Raw genomic sequence first — 19,564 nt, forward strand, 5'->3', positions numbered from 1 at the left:
CGATCGTCAGGTGGCGGGGTTTACAGACTGAGGTCGCGGTTGGAGGCTTTGAGGAATTCCTGCTTCAACTCAGCGAAGGTGTGCACTGCAGGGAATTGCGGAAACTCGCGAATCACATTCTCCGGCGCATGGAACAGAATCCCCGCGTCCGCCTCGCCCAGCATCGTCGTGTCGTTGTACGAATCCCCCGCCGCAATCACCCGGTAATACAGGCTCTTGAACGCCAGCACCGACTGGCGCTTCGGGTCTTTCTGCCGCAACTGATAGCTGGTCACCCTACCGGTTTCATCAGTAATCAGCCGATGGCACAGCAACGTCGGGAAGCCCAGCTGACGCATCAACGGCTGCGAGAACTCGTAAAACGTATCCGACAGAATCACCACCTGAAAGCGCTCACGCAGCCAGTTGACGAACTCCACCGCGCCGTCCAGCGGCTTCAGTGTGGCAATCACTTCCTGAATGTCCGACAGCTTCAAGCCGTGCTCATCGAGGATGCGCAGACGCTGCTTCATCAGCACGTCGTAATCGGGAATGTCCCGGGTCGTGGCCTTGAGGGATTCGATTCCGGTTTTTTCGGCGAAGGCGATCCAGATTTCCGGCACCAACACCCCTTCAAGATCCAGGCAAGCAATTTCCACAAGACACTCCCGTTTGTATTGATTATTTGAGTCGAGCGAGGCCGAACTCTAGCGACTCACATGCAGACGCGCAACGCACAGCACGCCCCGAGCCACGCAGCTTTTTGTTACCATCAGCCCATATAGAGCGCCCAGCGCCACCGACCTGTAGGAAGCCGCCCTGATGAGTGCAACGTTCGACGTCGTGGAACTCGCCACGACCTATGCCAACAAATCCGCGCAAGACATCCTCAAACTCGCCTTTGCCGAGTTCGGCGATGACTTGTGGATATCTTTCAGCGGCGCCGAGGATGTGGTGCTGGTGGACATGGCCTGGAAGCTCAACAAGAACGTCAAGGTGTTCAGCCTCGACACCGGCCGCCTGCACCCGGAAACCTACCGCTTCATCGATCAGGTGCGCGAGCACTACAAGATCGACATCGAACTGGTGTCGCCGGACTACACGAAACTGGAACCGTTCGTGAAGGAAAAAGGCCTGTTCAGTTTCTACAAGGACGGCCACGGTGAATGCTGCGGCATCCGCAAGATCGAGCCGCTGCGGCGCAAACTGTCCGGCGTCAAAGCCTGGGCCACCGGCCAGCGCCGCGACCAGAGCCCGGGCACCCGCAGTGCCGTGGCGGCGATGGAAATCGATACCGCGTTCTCTACCTCCGAGCGCACGCTGTACAAGTTCAACCCACTGGCGCAGATGACCAGTGAAGAAATCTGGGGTTACATCCGCATGCTCGAGCTGCCGTACAACAGCCTGCATGAACGCGGCTTTATCAGCATCGGCTGCGAACCGTGCACCCGCCCGGTGCTGCCAAACCAGCACGAGCGTGAAGGTCGTTGGTGGTGGGAAGAGGCGACGCAGAAAGAGTGTGGGCTGCATGCGGGCAATATCATCAGCAAGTCCAACAGCTAAAAGATCGCAGCCTGCGGCAGCTCCTACAGGTGACCGCATTCCCCTGTAGGAGCTGCCGCAGGCTGCGATCTTCTGATCTTGAAAAATGTGTACACACGAATGTCACCATCGGTGCCATTTATGTGTGCACTTTTTTGTTTCCGCGCCCTGAAAAGTTACATCCCTGCGAAAACTTCTTCTCCATCGCCTGCCGACAAAATCCCCCGATAAAAATAAATACCTGTTCAAACGGTCAAATTTTAACCAACCATTTTCAAAGACTTAACGCTCACCGATAACCATTCGAAATGAGCAAGGCTGCGCATAGATCCGCAATTGGCACAAATCTGGCTTTAGTGCATACATGTTTTGTATACAAAACTGCAAAACATAAACACTTTCGATCCGCAAGCCTGAAGCGCCCTATCCCGTACAGGCTGCAGATGCCCCGTAACCAGTGATGCTTTCACTGCCGCGACGAAGATTTGTCGAGCCTGACGGCTTATGCACAGTCATCGCGGCCCTGAACATCAGGAGCCTGCCGGAATGCGTACAAGTCTCTCGAATAACATCGCGCTGAATCTGCCCGCCTCTGCCCTCGATCAACCGTTACCCCATGACGGTCTGAGCGAGCCGTTACAACTCAGTCCGCGTCTGCACAACAGCGATCTCGCGCCGACCAAGGCCGAAGGACGGCGCTGGGGCAAATACAGCATCTTCGCCCTGTGGACGAACGACGTGCACAACATTGCCAACTATTCCTTCGCCATAGGCCTGTACGCCTTGGGCCTTGGGGGCTGGCAGATTCTGCTGTCGCTGGGGATCGGCGCGGCGCTGGTGTATTTCTTCATGAACTTGTCCGGTTACATGGGGCAGAAAACCGGTGTGCCGTTTCCTGTCATCAGCCGGATCAGTTTCGGCATTCATGGGGCGCAAATTCCTGCACTGATCCGGGCAGTTATCGCCATCGCCTGGTTCGGCATTCAGACGTATCTGGCGTCGGTGGTCTTTCGTGTATTGCTCACAGCGGTACACCCCGGTTTCGCCGAATACGACCACAACTCGATTCTTGGACTGTCGACCTTGGGCTGGGTGTGCTTCGTGGCGATCTGGTTCGTGCAACTGGCGATTCTCGCCTACGGCATGGAAATGGTGCGTCGCTACGAGGCGTTCGCCGGGCCAGTGATTCTGCTGACTGTCGCCGCGCTCGCCGCGTGGATGTACTTCCAGGCCAACGCGACCATTGCTTGGTCGACTCGCGACCCGCTGACCGGTGGCGAGATGTGGCGCAACATCTTTGCCGGAGGCGCACTGTGGCTGGCGATCTACGGCACGTTGATTCTCAACTTCTGCGACTTCGCCCGCTCTTCGCCGTGCCGCAAGACCATCAAGGTAGGAAACTTCTGGGGTTTGCCGGTGAATATTCTGGTGTTCGCCACGATTACCGTCCTGCTGTGCGGTGCGCAATTTCAGATCAATGGCCGGATCATCGAGAGCCCTACCGAGATCATCGCCTCGATTCCCAACACCTTCTTCCTGGTGCTCGGTTGCCTGGCATTCCTGATCGTCACTGTGGCGGTGAACATCATGGCCAACTTCGTCGCCCCGGCCTTCGTGCTCAGTAACCTGGCGCCGAAGTACCTGACCTTCCGTCGCGCCGGGCTGATCAGCGCCACCATCGCCGTGTTGATCCTGCCGTGGAATCTCTACAACAGCCCGTTGGTGATCGTGTACTTCCTGTCTGGCCTCGGTGCCCTGCTCGGCCCGTTGTACGGCGTAATCATGGTCGACTACTGGCTGATCCGCAAAGGCCGGATCAATGTCCCGCAGCTTTATAGCGAAGATCCCAACGGCGCTTATTACTACAGCCGAGGCGTCAATTTCCGCGCAGTGGCGGCGTTTATTCCTGCGGCACTGATCGCCATTGTCCTGGCGCTGGTACCGGGTTTCCACAGTGTCTCGCCGTTCTCCTGGCTGATCGGCGCCGGGATCGCCGGAATGCTCTATCTGATCATCGCCAAACGCCAACCGCACTACGCCGACGTCAGTGGCGAATCGATTGCGGTCGACAACGTCTGCCATTAACTCCCTCGCGGCCCGGACTTCGGGCCGCCGAACTGCCCGCTATAAGGATTTCCCCATGCGTATTCTCGTGGTCAACGTCAACACCACCGAGTCCATCACCGAAGCCATCGCCCGTTCGGCGCAGGCTGTTGCGTCACCCGGTACCGAAATCGTCGGTTTGACGCCGTACTTCGGTGCCGACTCGATTGAAGGCAACTTCGAAAGCTATCTGGCTGCCATCGCCGTGATGGATCGGGTGATGGCCTACGATCAGCCGTTCGACGCGGTGATTCAGGCCGGTTACGGCGAGCATGGCCGCGAAGGCTTGCAGGAATTGCTTAACGTGCCGGTGGTGGATATCACCGATGCAGCGGCGAGCACGGCGATGTTTCTCGGCCATGCCTATTCGGTGGTGACGACGCTGGATCGCACCGTGCCGCTGATCGAGGATCGATTGAAATTGTCTGGCCTGTGGGATCGTTGTGCTTCGGTCCGGGCCAGTGGTTTGGCCGTTCTGGAGCTGGAACACGAGCCGCAGCGTGCGCTGGAAGCAATTGTGTATCAGGCTGAACTGGCGGTGACGCAGGACAAAGCCGAGGTGATTTGCCTGGGTTGCGGCGGCATGGCCGGGCTGGATGAGCAGATTCGTCGACGCACTGGCGTACCGGTGGTGGACGGGGTGACGGCGGCGGTGACGATTGCGGAATCGCTGGTGCGCCTGCGCTTGTCAACGTCGAAAGTGCGGACTTATGCGACGCCACGGCCGAAGAACATTATTGGCTGGCCGGGGCGGTTTGCCCGTTAGACCGCGTTATCGTTCATCGCGGGCAAGCCACGCTCCCACAGGCTCTGAGTTGCCCACAGATTTTGTGCACAACACAAAACCCTGTGGGAGCGGGCTTGCCCGCGATGGCAGCGACTCGGTCTAAAGCCTTGCTCAAATCGCACTGAACCGCCGCGCCAACCCCCGCTCCACGAACTGCTCAATCACAAAATCGACAAATGCCCGTGTCTTTCCCGGCAACAACTTGTGCTCGGCGTAGTAAATCGAAATGTTGCCATCATCAACAAACCAGTCCGGTAGCACCCGCTGCAACGTCCCCGCCTCCAGATACCCCACCGCAAACGGCATGCTCACCAGCGCGATGCCCAAACCTTGTGCTGCCGTCCTGCAAGCGGCTTCGGAATCACTCATGGTCATCCGCGCCTTGAGCATCAACGGCCGACAGTTTTGCGGATTGCGCCCGACCAATTGCCAGGAACGCACGCGCCCGGTTTGCGGCGAGCGAATCAAAATACCGTCGTGATGATTAAGTTCGTCCGGTTCGATGATCGGCGGATTGGCCTGTAGATAGTCGGTGGAAGCGACCAATATCCGGTGCGCCGGACTCAGCTTGCGCGCGATCACGCCTTGCGGCAGTTCAAAGCCGCCACCAATGGCCGCATCAAAGCCCTGCCCGATCAGATCGACCTGTCGATTATCGAAATGCCAGTCCGGATTGATCCCAGGGTATCGCTGCAGAAACTCACCGAGCATCGGCACGATATGCAGACAGCCAAAGGCGGCGCCCATGCTGACTTTCAGCGTCCCCGCCGGAAGCCCTTCGACACTGGACAGGTTGGCCACGGCATTTTGAATGGTGGTCAGGCTACCGCTGACTTGGTCCAGAAACAGTTGTCCAGCCTCAGTCAGCGTCAGGCTGCGTGTACTACGCTGGAACAGCCGCACGCCGAGCCGCACTTCGAGTTTGGCCACGCTCTTGCCAACGGCCGCCGGGGTCAGACTCAAACGTCGCGCGGCCTCGGCAAAGCTGCCGACTTCGGCACTGCGCACGAAGCATTCGATGCTGCTGAAAGTTTCCATGGTCACCACTATAAACTTCTGGTTTACACAGACTATAGCAATCATGGTCTACACAGTTGTCGATACCACGCCGATACTCGGCACCAACACCAAGGCATTCCGCCTTGAATAGTCTGGAGATCGAACATGACCACTCAACACCTCCGCGGCAAAGTTGCTCTGATTCAAGGCGGTTCCCGTGGTATCGGCGCTGCCATCGTCAAACGTCTGGCCGCTGAAGGCGCTGCAGTAGCCTTCACTTACGTCAGCTCCGCCGCGAAAGCCGAAGAGTTGCAGAACAGCATCACCAGCAACGGCGGCAAAGCTCTGGCGATCAAGGCCGACAGCGCCGATGCCGCCGCCATCCGCCACGCGGTCGACGCCACCGTTGAAGCCTTTGGCCGTCTCGACATTCTGGTCAACAACGCTGGCGTGCTGGCTGTTGCACCGCTCGAAGACTTCAAACTCGAAGACTTCGACCAGACCGTGGCGATCAACATTCGCAGCGTATTCATCGCCTCCCAGGAAGCCGCCAAACACATGGGCGAAGGCGCACGCATCATCAACATCGGCAGCACCAACGCCGACCGCATGCCCTTCGCCGGTGGCGGTGTGTATGCGATGAGTAAATCGGCGCTGGTCGGTTTGACCAAAGGCCTGGCCCGCGACCTCGGCCCACGCGGCATCACCGTCAATAACGTGCAACCAGGTCCGGTTGATACTGACATGAACCCGGCGCACGGTGATTTCGCCGAAAGCCTGATTCCGCTGATGGCCGTCGGTCGTTACGGTAAAGCCGAAGAAATCGCCAGTTTCGTTGCCTATCTGGCAGGCCCGGAAGCCGGTTACATCACCGGTGCCAGCCTGACCATCGACGGTGGTTTCGGCGCCTGATATCCCGCGTCGCCTGAACGAAAAACGCCGCCCCTCCTTTCACAGAGGGGCGGCGTTTTTTATGCGTTAGTTGTTTAAGCCCATTCCAGCGCGGGCAAACCACAGGCACTTGGCGTGAACGCTTTCAAACTCCGAAGAATCCCGTCAGCGTGCGCGTACTTTTCATCGGCCATGGCCGCGTCGGGAATGGCGATCGCGGTCATGCCTGCGGCTTTCGCGGCGGTCACACCGAACGGCGAATCCTCGAACACCAGGCAATCTTCAGGCGCGACACCCAAACGACGGGCAGCGGTCAGGAAGATATCCGGCGCCGGTTTGGCCGCGCCGACTTCCGGATCGTCCGCCGTGACGATGAAGTCGAACAACGCAAACCAGTCGCGGTGCAACGTGGTTTTCTGGCCGAACGATTGACGCGATGAACTGGTGCCCACCGCGATTGGAATATTGTGCGCCTTGAGGTGGCGAATCAGCTCCTCGGCACCGGGCATCGCTTGCGCTGTTGGGAAACGCTCACGCATCAGTGGTTCGCGGATCACCAGAAATTCTTCGGCGGTGATCGGCAGATCCAGTGCCTGCACCACGTAATTAGCCAGATCGTTGGCCCCACGACCAATGATGTTCTGCTTGATGCTCCAGTCGAAGGTTCGCCCATAGCGCCCGGCAATCAGCGAGGTGACTTCGGTGTAAATGCCCTCGGTGTCCAGCAGCAAACCGTCCATATCGAAAATCACGGCCTTGATTGGGCCGAACGCCTTCAGCGGTGCATTCATCATCGGATCCGTTAACAAAGACATCCCAGGCGGCACGGTTGGCGCCGCTACGCGGATCTGATTAAAGGGTTCAGCAGCATAACGAGCGTGGCGGACATTGAGCAACGGGCAATGTTCTTTGAACCGATGAACTACTCGCAACAATTTAGCGAAACATCCTACAGGCATTACCTACTCGCCCGACTTCTTTCCTGATTGATCCCCCGCAAAGTCCCCGCACCTTTTTGACGTGCGCGAGAGACTGCGAATGCTTCCAACCGATCGGCTTCTAGCCCTGAACAACAGCATCGGCCTGCTCGTTGTTGCTGCTTTGAATCCCGATGAGCCGGACTTCGACAATCTGATCCGCGAATTCCGCCTGTGCCTGAACAACTATGAGGCATGGGCCGAGCAGTTCTGGACCGGGACGGCGCTGGATGTCGAGCAGGTCTTCACTGTCGGCAACGACGTGCGCCTCAGCGCGCCGATCAAATCGCGCCAACCGCTCAGCTCATCGGTGGCCATGTGCTCGGCCAGTGGGTCGCTGACGCTGGTGCACATGTTCGAAGCCGCGCGGTTCGTGCCGATCGGCGATACGCCGGTGACACTCGAACCGGTGCTTGCCAATGTCGGCGGTGAGCTGACTTTCGGCGAAGCGCTGCATTACACCATCGGCCCCAGCGGCATTCTGCAGGTGACCGATTGCGATCGGGGCCAGCGTTATCGCATCACCTTCTTTCCCGATGTGTCCACCGACCATGTGCGTGCCCTGTATGCCTCTTATGAGGGTGTCATTGCAGGCCTGGAAGGCTGGTTGCGCGCTGAATGGGCCGGGTTTCAGCCGCAGTGGGCGGAGTTTTCCAGCGCCGGGTTTCTGGACCGTTACGGGCAGTTGCAACAGGCCGATTGGCGTGGACTCGAGAAAGCCCTGAATGACGTTTGGGACGACATCAAACAGGTATTCGCCCTCCTCGCTGACTTGCAGGCCAACAGTGAAAAATTGCTGGAATACCTCAGCGAGGCCGAGTTGGAGGCGTTATTGAATGCCTCCAGCTCGGCCATCGCCAACGGCTTGCTGATCCTCAGTGACGAACCCCTTCTGTTTATTCATCTGGCCGCGTTCACCAGTTGGTTGAAGATGCTGCCGCCGCAATACCTGGCCGAAGTGGTGGCCGAGGTGCGGGTCGAACTGCTGATCAGTTTTCTGCTGATGGGGTTGTCGGGTGGTGTCGGCGTGCCGCTGCGCTTGAGCAGCAAAGTGCTGGCGAAGGTCAAGTCGCCGCGCGCGCGGGAATGGCTGGCGGCTTCGGCTTTGCGACTCGCGGAATTAACGTCAGCGCCGGAACTGAACAAACATGCGGGCGCGTTGAAGCCGCTGATGTTTCACGCGCGTGACGTTGAGTTGAAACCGACACCGTCGATACCGCTGAACATTCGTCAGGCCGACTCGCTGGTGTTGACGGTGCCGAATCCGGCGCCTGTTGTGCGGAACAAGCCTGGCGGTTCGAGCCGGATCGAGCGGCATGAGCCGCATGACGATTCTCCGGATCAGGCGAAAAACCCTAACGGTGACAGCGCTGATTGCGTGCCCTTCACCTGCACCAATGGTTGTCCGGTGTCGATGGTCACCGGTGAAGAGTTACTGACCCTGACTGATGCGGTGCTCGATGGCGTGTTGCCGTTTGAGTTCAGCCGGTTGTATCGCTCCAGTGCCGCCGAAATCGATGTTGGGTTGGGCTTTGGCTGGAGCCATTCGCTGGCGCATCGGCTGGAGTTTTTCGCTGATGAGGTTGTTTGGGTCGATCACGAAAACCGTCGAACACAGTTTCCGTTGCCGAATAGCGAGCGACCGGCGATTCACAACAGCCTGTCACGGACAGCGATTTTTCTGGGTGATGAGCCGGAGGAACTGATCCTCGCATTGGCCGGCGAAACGGCGCGGTTTTATCACTTTCGTGCAGGACGGCTGACGGCAATCAGCGATGCCTACGGCAATCGTCTGACGGTGCAGCGCGATCGGTCTGACCGGGTGCAGCGCCTGGACAACGGCGCCGGGCGTTCGCTGCTGTTGCGCTATGACCGGGCGCAGTTGTTGGGTGTCGATTATCAGGTGTTTCGCGACGGTGCCTGGAGCACTGAACAAGCGCTGGTCAGCTATCGCTATGACGCCTATCAGCACCTGATCGAAGCCAGCAACGCCGTCGGTGACAGCGAGCGTTACGACTACGACGACGCTCACGTGATCCTGCAGCGGCAACTGGCGGGCGGCGCGAGTTTTTTCTGGGAGTGGGAGCGGTCGGGGAAGGCTGCCCGTTGCGTGCGCCATTGGGCGTCGTTTTCGCAGATGAACACGCGTTACGTCTGGGCGGACGACGGCAGTGTTGCGGTGCATTACGTCGATGGCACCGAAGAGACATTCGTCCACGATGAGCGTGCGCGATTGGTGCGCAAGGTCGAGGCGGATGGTGGTGAGCAGCTCAAGGCTTATGACTCATCGGGCCGTTTGATCGCCGAGCAGGATGCCTTGGGCGCGGTCACCGAATACCGCTACGACGAAGTCGGACAGCTGGTGGCGCTGATTCCACCTGTTGATGCGCCCACGTCCTACGAGTATCGCAACGGTTTCCTGCATCGGCGTTCACGCGGTGACGCGGTATGGATCTATCGGCGCAATGCCGAGGGCGATGTCACCGAAGCGGTCGACCCCGATGGCCAGGTCACCCATTACTACTACGACACCCGGGGTCAGTTGCTGTCGATTCGTTACCCGGACAGCAGCCGGCATCGCTTGGTCTGGAATAGCCTCGGCCAACTCATTGAAGAGACCTTGCCCGACGGCGGCGTGCGGCGTTTTTCCTACGATGCGCTGGGGCGGCGGACCACGACTGCGGACGAACACGGTGCGGTCACCCGACAACATTGGGATGCCGTTGGCCGACTGATCCAGACGACGTTTCCTGACGGTGCGACCCGCGCCTACAGCTACGGCGCTTACGGCCAGGTGACCGCCGAGCGCGATGAACTGGGGCGCATTACTCGTTATGAATATGACGACGATCTGCATCTGGTCTCGCGGCGGATCAACCCCGACGGCACGCAGGTGCAGTACCGCTACGACCATGCGCAACTGCTGCTCACCGAGATTGAAAACGAATCCGGGGAAAAGTATCGCCTGGACTACACGCCGACCGGGCTGATTCGTCAGGAAAGCGGTTTTGAAGGCCGGCGCACGGCGTACGCCTACGACCTCAACGGCCATCTGCTGGAGAAGACCGAGTTCGGGGATGACGGCTCGCAACTGGTCACTGCCTATGCACGCGATGCTGCCGGGCGCCTGTTAATCAAGACCCTGCCCGACGGCATCAAGGTCACCTATCAATACGACCGCCTTGGCCGTTTGATCGGTGTCGACGATGGCCAGAACCATCCGCTGGCCTTCGAGTACGACCGTCAGGACCGCTTGATCACCGAGCATCAGGGCTGGGGCACCCTGCGTTACCGCTACGACGCCTGCGGCCAGCTCAAACGCCTGCGCCTGCCGGACAACAGCGTGCTCGACTACCGCCACGCCAAGGGTGGCGCGCTGACCGACATCGACCTCAACGGCACGCCGCTGACCCGTCACGTCTACCAGTCCGGACGCGAACGGCAACGCCAACAAGGTTTGCTGCTCAGCGAATATACCTACGACGATCAAGGACGATTACTCGCCCACGCCGTAGGCCATCAGCGCGCTGCGCTGTACCGCCGCGATTATGCCTACAGCGCCAACGGCAATCTCGCGCACATCGCCGACAGCCGCCACGGCCAGCGCACCTACGGCTACGACACCCTCGACCGCCTCATTCGCGTACGCCATTCCCGCGACGAACTGCCGGAAAGCTTCGCCCACGACCCGGCCGGCAACCTGCTGATGCAGGACCGCCCCGGCCCGAGCCGGATCAAGGGCAATCGCCTGCTGATGCAGGGCGACCGTCACTACGATTACGACGCTTTCGGCAACCTGATCCGCGAACGCCGCGGCCGCGCGCAGACCCTCGTCACCGAATACCGCTACGACAGCCAACACCGCCTGATCGGCCTGACCCGCCCCGACGGCCAGACCGCGTCCTACCAATACGACGCCTTTGGCCGACGCATCCGCAAAACCGTCGGCGACGCCACCACCGAGTTCTTCTGGCAAGGCGACCACCTCGTCGCCGAAAGCAGCGAAAGCGAATACCGCAGCTACATCTACGAACCCGGCACCTTCCGCCCCCTCGCGCTGCTCGACGGCAAAGGCCCGAAAAAAGCCTGCCCGTTCTACTACCAGCTCGACCACCTCGGCACCCCACAGGAACTCACCGACTACAGCGGCGACATCGTCTGGTCAGCGCAATACGACGCCTACGGCAAAGTCGCCGCACTGACCCTGGCCGGCGAGGACTACCTGAACCAGCCGCTGCGTTTCCAAGGGCAGTATTTCGATGCGGAGAGTGGCCTGCATTACAACCGGCACCGGTATTACGACCCGCGGCTGGGACGGTATCTGACGCCGGATCCGATCAAATTGGCCGGTGGGTTGAATCAGTACCAGTACGTGCCGAATCCGACGGGGTGGGTGGATCCGTTGGGGTTGAGTTCCAATTGCCCACCCAAAGGCCGAAAATCGATCAATTGTTCAAAACCTGATGATGTTGAGCTACCACAGGTTTCCAGACGCGGTGCATTCAGGCAGGCAAAAGTTGATGCAGGAATACCGAAAGGACAACAGCCTGACATTCAAATTGATGAGGTAAGTGGCAGGCAGAAGCAGTTCACCTATGTCAACATGACGGATAGAAAAGGCAATAACATTCTAGACGGCAGTGGAAAGCCGATTACAACCAGAGAATATAGATTCATCCGAGAGGATGGTTTTATATTGACACTCCAAGACCACTCAGCGGGACATAAGTATGGAGATATGAATAACCGAGGAGATCAAGGACCTCACATAAACATACGACCCGCAGATGACACGCGCAATGGCAAAGTAAAAAACACGAACGATCATTATCCATTCAAGGGACGCTAATGAAATACTGGAATGAGATAGAAGGCAGCAAATTCTTCAACATGGTATTCAGCAGGAATATACCCATTGGGGAGGTCAAGCTATTTGCCTTAAACATCGACAACAATCTTTCAATATTGACCTTGGCATTTGATATCAAAGAAACTCCGGACACTCCCCCGAAAAAATGGGAACCCATGGGATACAATGCGTGCCGAATCGGACTAACATGCGGTGAAATTAGAGACTTGACGACATCCAACATTCCAACTCAAAAAAACTTAAATCTATCCATACAAAGCATTGGGGACAGATATATGATTTCCGCGGTATCAAGCACTTCGAATGTAACATTTACCACATCATCATTAAGACTGAGAGAACCTAGCGTATATTTAACAGACTTACCTTTCTGAATTTCATTGATCGACGAGCTTTCTGTTGCCGTGAGGCATCGTAAAACTTTATGCATATACCGAAACCAGTTCAACATTCACTAGCTCAGCATAAATCCAGACAGGTTAAAAAGCTCTAAACTTGAGATTCAGACACCTCACATTTCTAGTACGATAAAAAATCGCCTCTACCTGATTCGCTTCACCAACTTCCAATACTGACGAGCAGCCTTTTTGAGTCACCAATACCTCTGTAGGGCCTGTTGAACTCAGGCCCTTGAAATCGGAGTCACACTCTCAAATCTTCACGAACAGCCGATCACTGCTCATCCTCATCCTCTTCATACTCCATATCCGCCTCATCCGAATCATTCAACGGCACTGTCGCATCATCCATCAGCGACCCCGGATCCTCATTCCCCGGATCATTGATAAACGGCAATCCACTCGAGCCTTTCTCTTCCTTGCCCTCAGTTTCGGGAGTCATGGCAAACCTCATCATCTCGTGGCGTGTATAACGTTCGAAAGGCCCTACGGCCAATCGTTCCGGAGTCCGGCGAGCAAATACAAAAAACCCGGCAAAATGCCGGGTTTCTGCTGAACCACTTGTCAATGATGGCGATTCTTGTGTTTGTTCTTGTGTTTGTGGCCACCACCGGAGTGAGATCCGCCATCGTCGCCCAGGTTATTGCCGACCGCACCGCCGGCCGCGCCGCCCAACCCCGCACCGACCGCCGATCCGGTTGATCCGCCGAGGCTATTACCGACCACTGAGCCACCCGCAGCACCTAGACCACCACCAATGGCAGCCTCGGTGCGATTGCGCTTATTCGCACCAACAGCACTACCCGCCGCGCCACCTACACCAGCACCAACCGCTGCACCGGTGCTGCCGCCAAGCTGACCGCCGACTACGTTGCCCAGTACGCCACCCAATCCACCGCCCACGGCAGCCGAGCCATCCCCGGCGGCCATCGCACCTTGGGTGACCAGCAATCCGAAAAACAGTGCAGATAATGACAAGCGCATATGAACCTCACAGTTCCCGAAGCGGGACAGTCGGCCCGGACAAGGACCTATGTACGATTGGAGACGCAAACGGGAAAAACGTTCAGCCATGAAAAAGCCCGGCATCAAGCCGGGCTTTGTCTGACAAACGATCAAATGATCGATCTCAGTGACGCTTATGACCTTTGGACAAATTGCTACCAACCGCGCCGCCAGCTGCACCGCCCAAGCCTGCACCAATCGTGGCGCCGGTTCTGCCGCCCAGGCTGTTGCCGATCACCGAACCACCGGCCGCGCCAACACCGCCGCCAATGGCCGCTTTAGTCCGGCTCCCCTTGCGCGCGGCCATTGCGCTGCCCGCCGCGCCTGCTACACCAGCGCCAATGGCTGCGCCAGTGCTGCCGCCCATTTTCTGGCCGACGACATTACCCAATGCGCCACCCAGACCACCGCCCAGCGCCGCAGTACCATCACCCGCAGCCATTGCACCTTGAGCAACCAGAAGGCCCAGAACCAGAGCCGGCAGTGTTAAACGCATGACGAAAACCTCAAAATTGGGATGACAAAAAGGGCCGGGATTTAATGCCTTCGACGCGCAAAAGTCCAGCCGAAAACAAAGGCTTCGCGCACTCGGCGCCGATTGGACAGCGATTATGGAAAAGGTTTTATAACAGGCAAAAAAAAGCCCGCTGGGGAAACGGGCTGGAGACTTGCTTTCTAACGGATGGCTTCACCCTACTGCGGTAGACGTGAAAAGTTTGTGAAAGCTCAGCGAATTCTTTGCCATCGCCTGTAAGAGATTTCTTCACTCGTTCAGCCATAAAAAACCCCGTTCAATGACGGGGTTGTTCAAAAAAAGTTTATTTTCTGACTCGCGCGGTGACCTTGGGCAAGAATTTTGCCTTTGGTCCTTTCGGTGCCGTGGATTTGATCTTGCCGGTCTGAACCGGATCCTCGCCAAAGCCTGCCTGATACTCGGTCTGGCCGCACCGTACGCAGTTATTGAAGGAAAATTCAGCACCATCGTCTTCGATATACGGATCAGTCATACCCTCGCCCCTTCGCAACAGGTCAACACCGGCAAACCCTTTTGCCTGAAAAAATATCGACCTCCAAGGCTTTTGAGACTAGCTGGTCATTAGTGGACTTGTTATTCAGATCAGCTGATGACCGACGAATGGCCTACAAAAAATCAACGCGATGAAGTGCCATTGGCCCTACACCGCTAAGATTTCCGGAGACAGGCCATTGCCCTTTTTCATACAAATGAATTTCAAGGAGAGAACATGCAAATCAACGGATTCCCGAATCTACCCGTCGTAAAGCTCACGGACGAACAAATCGAAGCCGGCAAGGCTGGCGCGGAAAAACTCAAGGAAAAGATCGATTCCGGTGAAGTCACCATTAAATATCCGGGTCCAGGTACACCGGTTCTGCAACCAGGGGTCATTTACCATCCCAGCACGCCAGTCGAACCCAACCCACCTTCTGATACACCCCCTCTCGTCGCCATCGATACACCACTGACCTATGACGAAAGAGGCACCGTGATCCTCAAGCTACAAGGCTGATTAAACAGAAAGATTGAGCCCATTCAACTTCTGAATGGGCTCACACCCCCGTCAAACAAACTCAGCGCAACTTCACCGCCGTCCCCGTCACAAACACCACAACCATCCCGCCCTTGCCGCCGGGCATGCTGATCTCGAAATCCACCCCGACCACCGCATCAGCCTGCAGAGCACGCGCACGCTCCCGTATTTCTTCGGTCGCCTGAATACGCGCCTCCTTCAAAGCCCGCTCCAGCGTCTGCGAACGCCCGCCGAAAAAATCGCGCATACCGGCAAACAGGTCACGGATCACATTGACGCCCTGCACCGACTCGGCACTGACGATGTCCAGGTACGCAGTGATCGGTCGGCCTTCGATGGCATGCGTGGTGGAAATGATCATGGAATGGCGTCCCTTTACTGATAAATAAGCCGGCGATTGTAATCGCTCAACGCTGTTCTCAACTCGCCGCTAATAAAATCCAAACGCCAGAATGCACAAAACCCCGGACTTCTTTCGAAATCAGGGGTTTTGCGTACTAAATGTGGCGGTGAAGGAGAGATTCGAACTCTCGATACAGTTTCCTGTATACACACTTTCCAGGCGTGCTCCTTAAGCCACTCGGACACTTCACCGTATCTCTTCAAACATGTTCTGTCTGTCGAGGCGCGCTAATGTAGTCGAAAGCTTTTCCAATGGCAAACTTTTTTTCAGAATTTTCATGTGGTTAAGAGAAAAAGTCGTTTCGCCCATGGTCAGGCCATGGCAAACCGGCCAATCTTCGGTGGGCGCGGCCCTTCTATATAGAAGCGGAATGCCTCGCTACGCTGGGTGGGCCGGGAAACGGTGACTGGCGGGTCAGTCACGGCGCTTTACCTGGCCTGCGGCGGTGGGTAACGTCTGCCCATCTTTCTTACAAGGAATAGCGTCATGAGTGAGTTGATTTCCTACCATCTCGAAGACGGTATCGCGACCCTGACTTTGAGCAATGGCAAGGTCAATGCCATTTCTCCGGACGTGATTGCGGCATTCAACGCGGCGCTGGATCAGGCGGTGACTGATCGTGCCATCGTGATCATTACCGGTCAGCCAGGGATTTTGTCCGGCGGTTATGACCTGAAAGTGATGACTGCCGGCCCTAAAGAGGCGGTGGCGCTGGTAACGGCGGGCTCGACGTTGGCGCGTCGCCTGCTCTCTCACCCGTTCCCGGTGATCGTCGCGTGCCCGGGTCATGCCGTGGCGAAGGGCGCGTTCATTCTGTTGTCTGCGGATTACCGTATCGGTGTCGATGGCCCGTTCAGCATCGGTCTGAACGAAGTGCAGATCGGTATGACCATGCATCACGCGGGTATCGAGCTGGCGCGTGATCGTCTGCGTCGTTCCGCGTTCAACCGCTCGGTGATCAACGGCGAGATGTTCGATCCGAAAAGCGCCGTTGACGCCGGTTTCCTCGACAAGGTGGTTTCCGCCGAGGAACTGCAAGGTGCCGCCCTCGCCGCTGCCCGCCAGCTGAAGAAAATCAATATGCTCGCGCACAAGAACACCAAGTTGAAGGTGCGTAAGGCACTGCTGGAAACCCTCGATAACGCCATCATCCAGGATCAGGAGCATCTGGGTTAAGCCCGAGCCCCTGCCTTAAAGACAAACCCGACCGTCGTGTCGGGTTTTTTCTTGCACGTCCGGTTTAAAAGGCAGTAACAGCTCTAGGACAGGTCTGACAAGCAAGTCTGAAACATGCGCTTAAACATCGGCCATCTCCGGGCTCTATAGTGGCAATTGCCGAAAACAGTGCACATCCGTACACTGCGCCACCTTTTGTCCCGGCGGGGCCTGAAAATGTTGTTCGTGTTTCGTATGTTATTGATGGGCCTGCACTTTATTTTGGCGGGCGTGCTCGGGGTGATTCTCGGGATCTGCCGCCCGTTCAATCCGGACAACAGCCGTCTGTGCGCCCGCCTCTACGCGCTGCCGGCGATGTGTATTTTGCGTTTACGAGTGAAGTCAGAGGTCAGTGGTTTGATGAACAAACCTGACAGCTGCGTGATCATCGCCAACCATCAGTCCAACTATGACTTATTCGTGTTCGGCAACGTAGTACCGCGCCGTACCGTATGCATCGGCAAAAAGAGCCTCAAGTGGGTGCCACTGTTCGGGCAATTGTTCTGGCTGGCCGGCAATGTGTTGATCGACCGTGGCAATGCGCACAAGGCACGCCAGTCGATGCTGACCACCACCAATACCTTACAGAACGAAGACACTTCGATCTGGGTGTTCCCGGAAGGCACGCGCAATCTCGGCGAAGAATTGCTGCCGTTCAAGAAAGGTGCGTTCCAGATGGCGATTGCCGCCGGCGTGCCGATCGTTCCGGTTTGCGTCAGCAGTTACATCAAGCACATGCGTCTGAATCGCTGGCGCAGCGGGAAAATTCTCATACGCTCGCTGCCGGCGATTCCTACAGCCGGATTGACCATGGATGACATGCCCATGCTCATCAGTCAGTGCCGCGAACAGATGCGCGAGTGCATTGAGTCGATGGATCGGCAACTGCAAGCCGCCTGAAAAGACAACCCGCCCTGTGCAGGTTTTCTTTTGCCCGGTGAACTGTACAGATTTCACTGACTCTCAAGCAGCGACACGGCTAAGCTGAAGTCTTGTATTCCCTGCCACCTGCCAAGAAGAAGTGAATCACCACCATGGGTCGAGTTGTTGCTGCTGCGGTGTACAGCGCAGGCAAGAAAGTCACCAATATTACCCTCGACGAAGGCGCCGCCTGGGCCGCGAAAACCGGTCACTTTGTCTGGATAGGCCTTGAAGAGCCGGATGCTCAGGAGCTGTCCAATCTGCAACGCCAGTTCAACCTGCACGAACTGGCCATTGAAGACGCCCTGGAAAAACACAGCCGACCGAAGCTGGAAACCTTTGGCGACGCTTTGTTTATCGTCACCTACTCGCCCATCCGCGAACACGGCGTTCTGCAGTTCATCGAAACGCACATCTTTGCCGGCAAGGGCTACATCATCACCGCGCGTAACGGTCACTCGGCGTCCTACGCCCATGTCCGCCAACGTTGTGAGGCACGCCCGCTCTTGCTGGAACACGGGGAAGATTTCGTACTGTATGCGCTGCTCGATTTCGTCATCGAGAACTACCAACCGGTGGGCGAAGCCATTCATGCCGAAATCGATGAACTGGAACGCAACGTGTTGTGTAGCGCGTTGAACGAGCGTGACATCCAGAAGCTGCATGGCTTGCGCCGCGATGTCGTGCGCCTGCGCCGGTACGCGGCGCCGATGGTGGAAATTGGCGAGGAACTGCAGAAGCTGAGCTTCCCGTTTATCGACAAGAACATGCGCCCGTACTTCCGCGATGTGCAGATCCACGTAACGCGGCAGATGGAAGACCTGAGCACACTGGCCGATATCGCTAGCCAGACCATCGAGATCGGTGTGTTGCTCGAGGCTTCAAGGCAAAGCGTGGTGCAGCGCAAGTTCGCTGCCTGGGCGGCGATTCTGGCGTTTCCGACGGCGGTGGCGGGGATTTACGGGATGAACTTCCAGAACATGCCGGAACTGAGTTGGCACTATGGCTACTTCGGTGTGCTGGGGTTTATTACGGTGGGGTGTGTGAGTTTGTGGGCGAGTTTCAAGAAGTCCGGGTGGTTGTAGAGCAGACCGAGTTGTCTGGAACATTCGCGAGCAGGCTCGCTCCCACATTGATCTCTGTTGAATCGAAGATCTATGTGGGAGCGAGCCTGCTCGCGAAGCTTTTAGCCTTAGGCTGTTTCTGGCTTATGCGCCACAAAGCGCATCATCCATTCCGCTACCGTAGCGCCGTGGTGTTCCTGTTCCAGGCTCGCCACGCCTTTGCTGTAGATCTGCGTCCCCAACGCTTCCTGACGCAGATCCAGCAGCGCACGCGAGTAATCGTGGATGAATTCCGGGTGGCCCTGGAAGCACAACACCTGATCGTTGATGTGGTAAGCCGCAAACGGGCAAAAATCGCTGGAAGCGATCACCGTGGCGTTTTCCGGCAGCGCGGTGACCTGATCCTGATGGCTGATCAGCAGCGTCAGTTCCTCACGCACCGGGCTCATCCAAGGCGCCTTCGCCGCCAGTTTGTAGTTGTGGGTGCCGACGCCCCAACCTTGCGTTGCGCGCTCGCTCTTGCCGCCGAGCAGCAGCGCCAGCAGCTGATGGCCGAAGCACACGCCAAGCAGTTTGTCGCCGCGCTCGTAACGCGTCAGCAGGTATTCCTTGAGGGTCTGAATCCACGGATCAGTGCCGAACGAATCGGCCTTGCTGCCGGTGACGAGGTATGCGTCGAAGGTCAGGTCGTCGCTTGGGTATTCGCCGTGCATCACGTTGTAGACGGTGAACTCGGCGGCAATCGGTTGCTGCGAGAACAGGCGCTGAAACATCTGCCCGTAACCCTGATATTGATCGACCAGTTCCGGACGCAGGATGTCGGTTTCCAGAATGCAGATGCGTAGCGACATAAAAAATAC

At 57.3% G+C, this 19,564-nt stretch carries 19 protein-coding genes and 1 tRNA gene; 10 read left to right on the forward strand and 10 right to left on the reverse strand.

Annotation, left to right across the window (positions count from 1 at the left end):
• Positions 1-20 precede the first annotated feature (20 nt).
• Positions 21-638 (reverse strand): bifunctional phosphoserine phosphatase/homoserine phosphotransferase ThrH, encoded by a 618-nt coding sequence (gene thrH / locus ACIF4X_RS14525; protein WP_007916444.1) that lies wholly within the window; start codon positions 636-638, stop codon positions 21-23.
• 163 nt (positions 639-801) lie between these two features.
• Here thrH and ACIF4X_RS14530 point away from each other — a divergent pair, with 163 nt between their 5' ends.
• From ACIF4X_RS14530 to ACIF4X_RS14540, 3 genes are all read left to right on the forward strand, one after another.
• Positions 802-1,542 (forward strand): phosphoadenylyl-sulfate reductase, encoded by a 741-nt coding sequence (locus ACIF4X_RS14530; protein ID WP_397482667.1) that lies wholly within the window; start codon positions 802-804, stop codon positions 1,540-1,542.
• Between the two features lie 525 nt (positions 1,543-2,067).
• Entirely contained in the window at positions 2,068-3,606 is a 1,539-nt protein-coding gene (locus ACIF4X_RS14535; RefSeq protein WP_397482668.1) for an NCS1 family nucleobase:cation symporter-1, read from the forward strand.
• Positions 3,607-3,661: 55 nt separating this feature from the next.
• A complete protein-coding gene (locus ACIF4X_RS14540; RefSeq protein WP_397482669.1) occupies positions 3,662-4,390 on the forward strand; it encodes an aspartate/glutamate racemase family protein in 729 nt (242 codons plus the stop codon).
• Positions 4,391-4,522: 132 nt separating this feature from the next.
• On the opposite strand, the gene ACIF4X_RS14545 is transcribed toward ACIF4X_RS14540, so the two are convergent.
• Entirely contained in the window at positions 4,523-5,449 is a 927-nt protein-coding gene (locus tag ACIF4X_RS14545; protein WP_397482670.1) for a LysR family transcriptional regulator, read from the reverse strand.
• Positions 5,450-5,575: 126 nt separating this feature from the next.
• Between ACIF4X_RS14545 and ACIF4X_RS14550 the strand changes: the two genes are divergently transcribed.
• On the forward strand, positions 5,576-6,322 hold the full coding sequence (locus ACIF4X_RS14550; protein ID WP_397482671.1) for a 3-oxoacyl-ACP reductase family protein: 747 nt from the start codon (positions 5,576-5,578) through the stop codon (positions 6,320-6,322).
• A gap of 74 nt (positions 6,323-6,396) precedes the next feature.
• On the opposite strand, the gene ACIF4X_RS14555 is transcribed toward ACIF4X_RS14550, so the two are convergent.
• Complete coding sequence (locus tag ACIF4X_RS14555; RefSeq protein ID WP_277761335.1) at positions 6,397-7,092, reverse strand: HAD-IA family hydrolase; 696 nt, start codon at positions 7,090-7,092, stop codon at positions 6,397-6,399.
• Between the two features lie 247 nt (positions 7,093-7,339).
• Here ACIF4X_RS14555 and ACIF4X_RS14560 point away from each other — a divergent pair, with 247 nt between their 5' ends.
• Together ACIF4X_RS14560 and ACIF4X_RS14565 are read left to right on the forward strand one after the other, a co-directional pair.
• Entirely contained in the window at positions 7,340-12,127 is a 4,788-nt protein-coding gene (locus tag ACIF4X_RS14560; RefSeq protein ID WP_397482672.1) for an RHS repeat-associated core domain-containing protein, read from the forward strand.
• Between the two features lie 41 nt (positions 12,128-12,168).
• On the forward strand, positions 12,169-12,522 hold the full coding sequence (locus tag ACIF4X_RS14565; protein ID WP_397482709.1) for an Imm50 family immunity protein: 354 nt from the start codon (positions 12,169-12,171) through the stop codon (positions 12,520-12,522).
• 298 nt (positions 12,523-12,820) lie between these two features.
• On the opposite strand, the gene ACIF4X_RS14570 is transcribed toward ACIF4X_RS14565, so the two are convergent.
• From ACIF4X_RS14570 to ACIF4X_RS14585, 4 genes are all read right to left on the reverse strand, one after another.
• Positions 12,821-12,988: a hypothetical protein gene (locus ACIF4X_RS14570; RefSeq protein ID WP_007914082.1), complete on the reverse strand. Its 168-nt coding sequence runs from the start codon at positions 12,986-12,988 to the stop codon at positions 12,821-12,823.
• Between the two features lie 122 nt (positions 12,989-13,110).
• Entirely contained in the window at positions 13,111-13,530 is a 420-nt protein-coding gene (locus ACIF4X_RS14575; RefSeq protein ID WP_397482673.1) for a YMGG-like glycine zipper-containing protein, read from the reverse strand.
• A gap of 145 nt (positions 13,531-13,675) precedes the next feature.
• Positions 13,676-14,047, reverse strand: coding sequence for a glycine zipper domain-containing protein (locus ACIF4X_RS14580; protein ID WP_016983669.1), 372 nt, complete (start codon positions 14,045-14,047; stop codon positions 13,676-13,678).
• A 322-nt stretch (positions 14,048-14,369) separates the two neighbouring features.
• Entirely contained in the window at positions 14,370-14,558 is a 189-nt protein-coding gene (locus ACIF4X_RS14585; protein WP_158957509.1) for a hypothetical protein, read from the reverse strand.
• Between the two features lie 237 nt (positions 14,559-14,795).
• Between ACIF4X_RS14585 and ACIF4X_RS14590 the strand changes: the two genes are divergently transcribed.
• Positions 14,796-15,080, forward strand: coding sequence for a hypothetical protein (locus ACIF4X_RS14590; protein ID WP_397482674.1), 285 nt, complete (start codon positions 14,796-14,798; stop codon positions 15,078-15,080).
• A gap of 61 nt (positions 15,081-15,141) precedes the next feature.
• Here ACIF4X_RS14590 and ACIF4X_RS14595 read toward each other — a convergent pair whose 3' ends face one another.
• Together ACIF4X_RS14595 and ACIF4X_RS14600 are read right to left on the reverse strand one after the other, a co-directional pair.
• Entirely contained in the window at positions 15,142-15,462 is a 321-nt protein-coding gene (locus tag ACIF4X_RS14595; protein ID WP_397482675.1) for a YbjQ family protein, read from the reverse strand.
• A 143-nt stretch (positions 15,463-15,605) separates the two neighbouring features.
• Positions 15,606-15,695 (reverse strand) — tRNA-Ser (locus tag ACIF4X_RS14600).
• A gap of 295 nt (positions 15,696-15,990) precedes the next feature.
• Between ACIF4X_RS14600 and ACIF4X_RS14605 the strand changes: the two genes are divergently transcribed.
• The 3 genes from ACIF4X_RS14605 to ACIF4X_RS14615 all read left to right on the forward strand — a co-directional run bounded on the left by ACIF4X_RS14605 (position 15,991) and on the right by ACIF4X_RS14615 (position 18,725).
• Positions 15,991-16,680, forward strand: a complete 690-nt coding sequence (locus tag ACIF4X_RS14605) for a crotonase/enoyl-CoA hydratase family protein (RefSeq protein WP_397482676.1) — start codon at positions 15,991-15,993, stop codon at positions 16,678-16,680.
• Between the two features lie 216 nt (positions 16,681-16,896).
• Positions 16,897-17,619 (forward strand): lysophospholipid acyltransferase family protein, encoded by a 723-nt coding sequence (locus tag ACIF4X_RS14610; RefSeq protein WP_397482677.1) that lies wholly within the window; start codon positions 16,897-16,899, stop codon positions 17,617-17,619.
• A gap of 134 nt (positions 17,620-17,753) precedes the next feature.
• Positions 17,754-18,725 (forward strand): magnesium and cobalt transport protein CorA, encoded by a 972-nt coding sequence (locus tag ACIF4X_RS14615; RefSeq protein WP_007914072.1) that lies wholly within the window; start codon positions 17,754-17,756, stop codon positions 18,723-18,725.
• A 107-nt stretch (positions 18,726-18,832) separates the two neighbouring features.
• Here ACIF4X_RS14615 and ACIF4X_RS14620 read toward each other — a convergent pair whose 3' ends face one another.
• Positions 18,833-19,555 carry an amidotransferase gene (locus ACIF4X_RS14620; RefSeq protein WP_397482678.1) on the reverse strand — a complete coding sequence of 241 codons (723 nt, stop codon included), beginning with the start codon at positions 19,553-19,555 and terminating at the stop codon, positions 18,833-18,835.
• Positions 19,556-19,564: the final 9 nt, after the last annotated feature.

Origin of the sequence: Pseudomonas sp. NPDC085632, assembly GCF_044541255.1 — a bacterium.
Classification (GTDB): domain Bacteria; phylum Pseudomonadota; class Gammaproteobacteria; order Pseudomonadales; family Pseudomonadaceae; genus Aquipseudomonas.

Excerpts from the sequence above, each read along its gene's own strand:
- ACIF4X_RS14530 (WP_397482667.1), top strand. The coding sequence starts at position 802 with ATGAGTGCAACGTTCGACGTCGTGGAACTCGCCACGACCTATGCCAAC.
- ACIF4X_RS14535 (WP_397482668.1), top strand. The coding sequence starts at position 2,068 with ATGCGTACAAGTCTCTCGAATAACATCGCGCTGAATCTGCCCGCCTCT.
- ACIF4X_RS14540 (WP_397482669.1), top strand. The coding sequence starts at position 3,662 with ATGCGTATTCTCGTGGTCAACGTCAACACCACCGAGTCCATCACCGAA.
- ACIF4X_RS14545 (WP_397482670.1), bottom strand. The coding sequence starts at position 5,449 with ATGGAAACTTTCAGCAGCATCGAATGCTTCGTGCGCAGTGCCGAAGTC.
- ACIF4X_RS14550 (WP_397482671.1), top strand. The coding sequence starts at position 5,576 with ATGACCACTCAACACCTCCGCGGCAAAGTTGCTCTGATTCAAGGCGGT.
- ACIF4X_RS14555 (WP_277761335.1), bottom strand. The coding sequence starts at position 7,092 with ATGAATGCACCGCTGAAGGCGTTCGGCCCAATCAAGGCCGTGATTTTC.
- ACIF4X_RS14560 (WP_397482672.1), top strand. The coding sequence starts at position 7,340 with ATGCTTCCAACCGATCGGCTTCTAGCCCTGAACAACAGCATCGGCCTG.
- ACIF4X_RS14565 (WP_397482709.1), top strand. The coding sequence starts at position 12,169 with ATGGTATTCAGCAGGAATATACCCATTGGGGAGGTCAAGCTATTTGCC.
- ACIF4X_RS14570 (WP_007914082.1), bottom strand. The coding sequence starts at position 12,988 with ATGACTCCCGAAACTGAGGGCAAGGAAGAGAAAGGCTCGAGTGGATTG.
- ACIF4X_RS14575 (WP_397482673.1), bottom strand. The coding sequence starts at position 13,530 with ATGCGCTTGTCATTATCTGCACTGTTTTTCGGATTGCTGGTCACCCAA.
- ACIF4X_RS14580 (WP_016983669.1), bottom strand. The coding sequence starts at position 14,047 with ATGCGTTTAACACTGCCGGCTCTGGTTCTGGGCCTTCTGGTTGCTCAA.
- ACIF4X_RS14585 (WP_158957509.1), bottom strand. The coding sequence starts at position 14,558 with ATGACTGATCCGTATATCGAAGACGATGGTGCTGAATTTTCCTTCAAT.
- ACIF4X_RS14590 (WP_397482674.1), top strand. The coding sequence starts at position 14,796 with ATGCAAATCAACGGATTCCCGAATCTACCCGTCGTAAAGCTCACGGAC.
- ACIF4X_RS14595 (WP_397482675.1), bottom strand. The coding sequence starts at position 15,462 with ATGATCATTTCCACCACGCATGCCATCGAAGGCCGACCGATCACTGCG.
- ACIF4X_RS14605 (WP_397482676.1), top strand. The coding sequence starts at position 15,991 with ATGAGTGAGTTGATTTCCTACCATCTCGAAGACGGTATCGCGACCCTG.
- ACIF4X_RS14610 (WP_397482677.1), top strand. The coding sequence starts at position 16,897 with ATGTTGTTCGTGTTTCGTATGTTATTGATGGGCCTGCACTTTATTTTG.
- ACIF4X_RS14615 (WP_007914072.1), top strand. The coding sequence starts at position 17,754 with ATGGGTCGAGTTGTTGCTGCTGCGGTGTACAGCGCAGGCAAGAAAGTC.
- ACIF4X_RS14620 (WP_397482678.1), bottom strand. The coding sequence starts at position 19,555 with ATGTCGCTACGCATCTGCATTCTGGAAACCGACATCCTGCGTCCGGAA.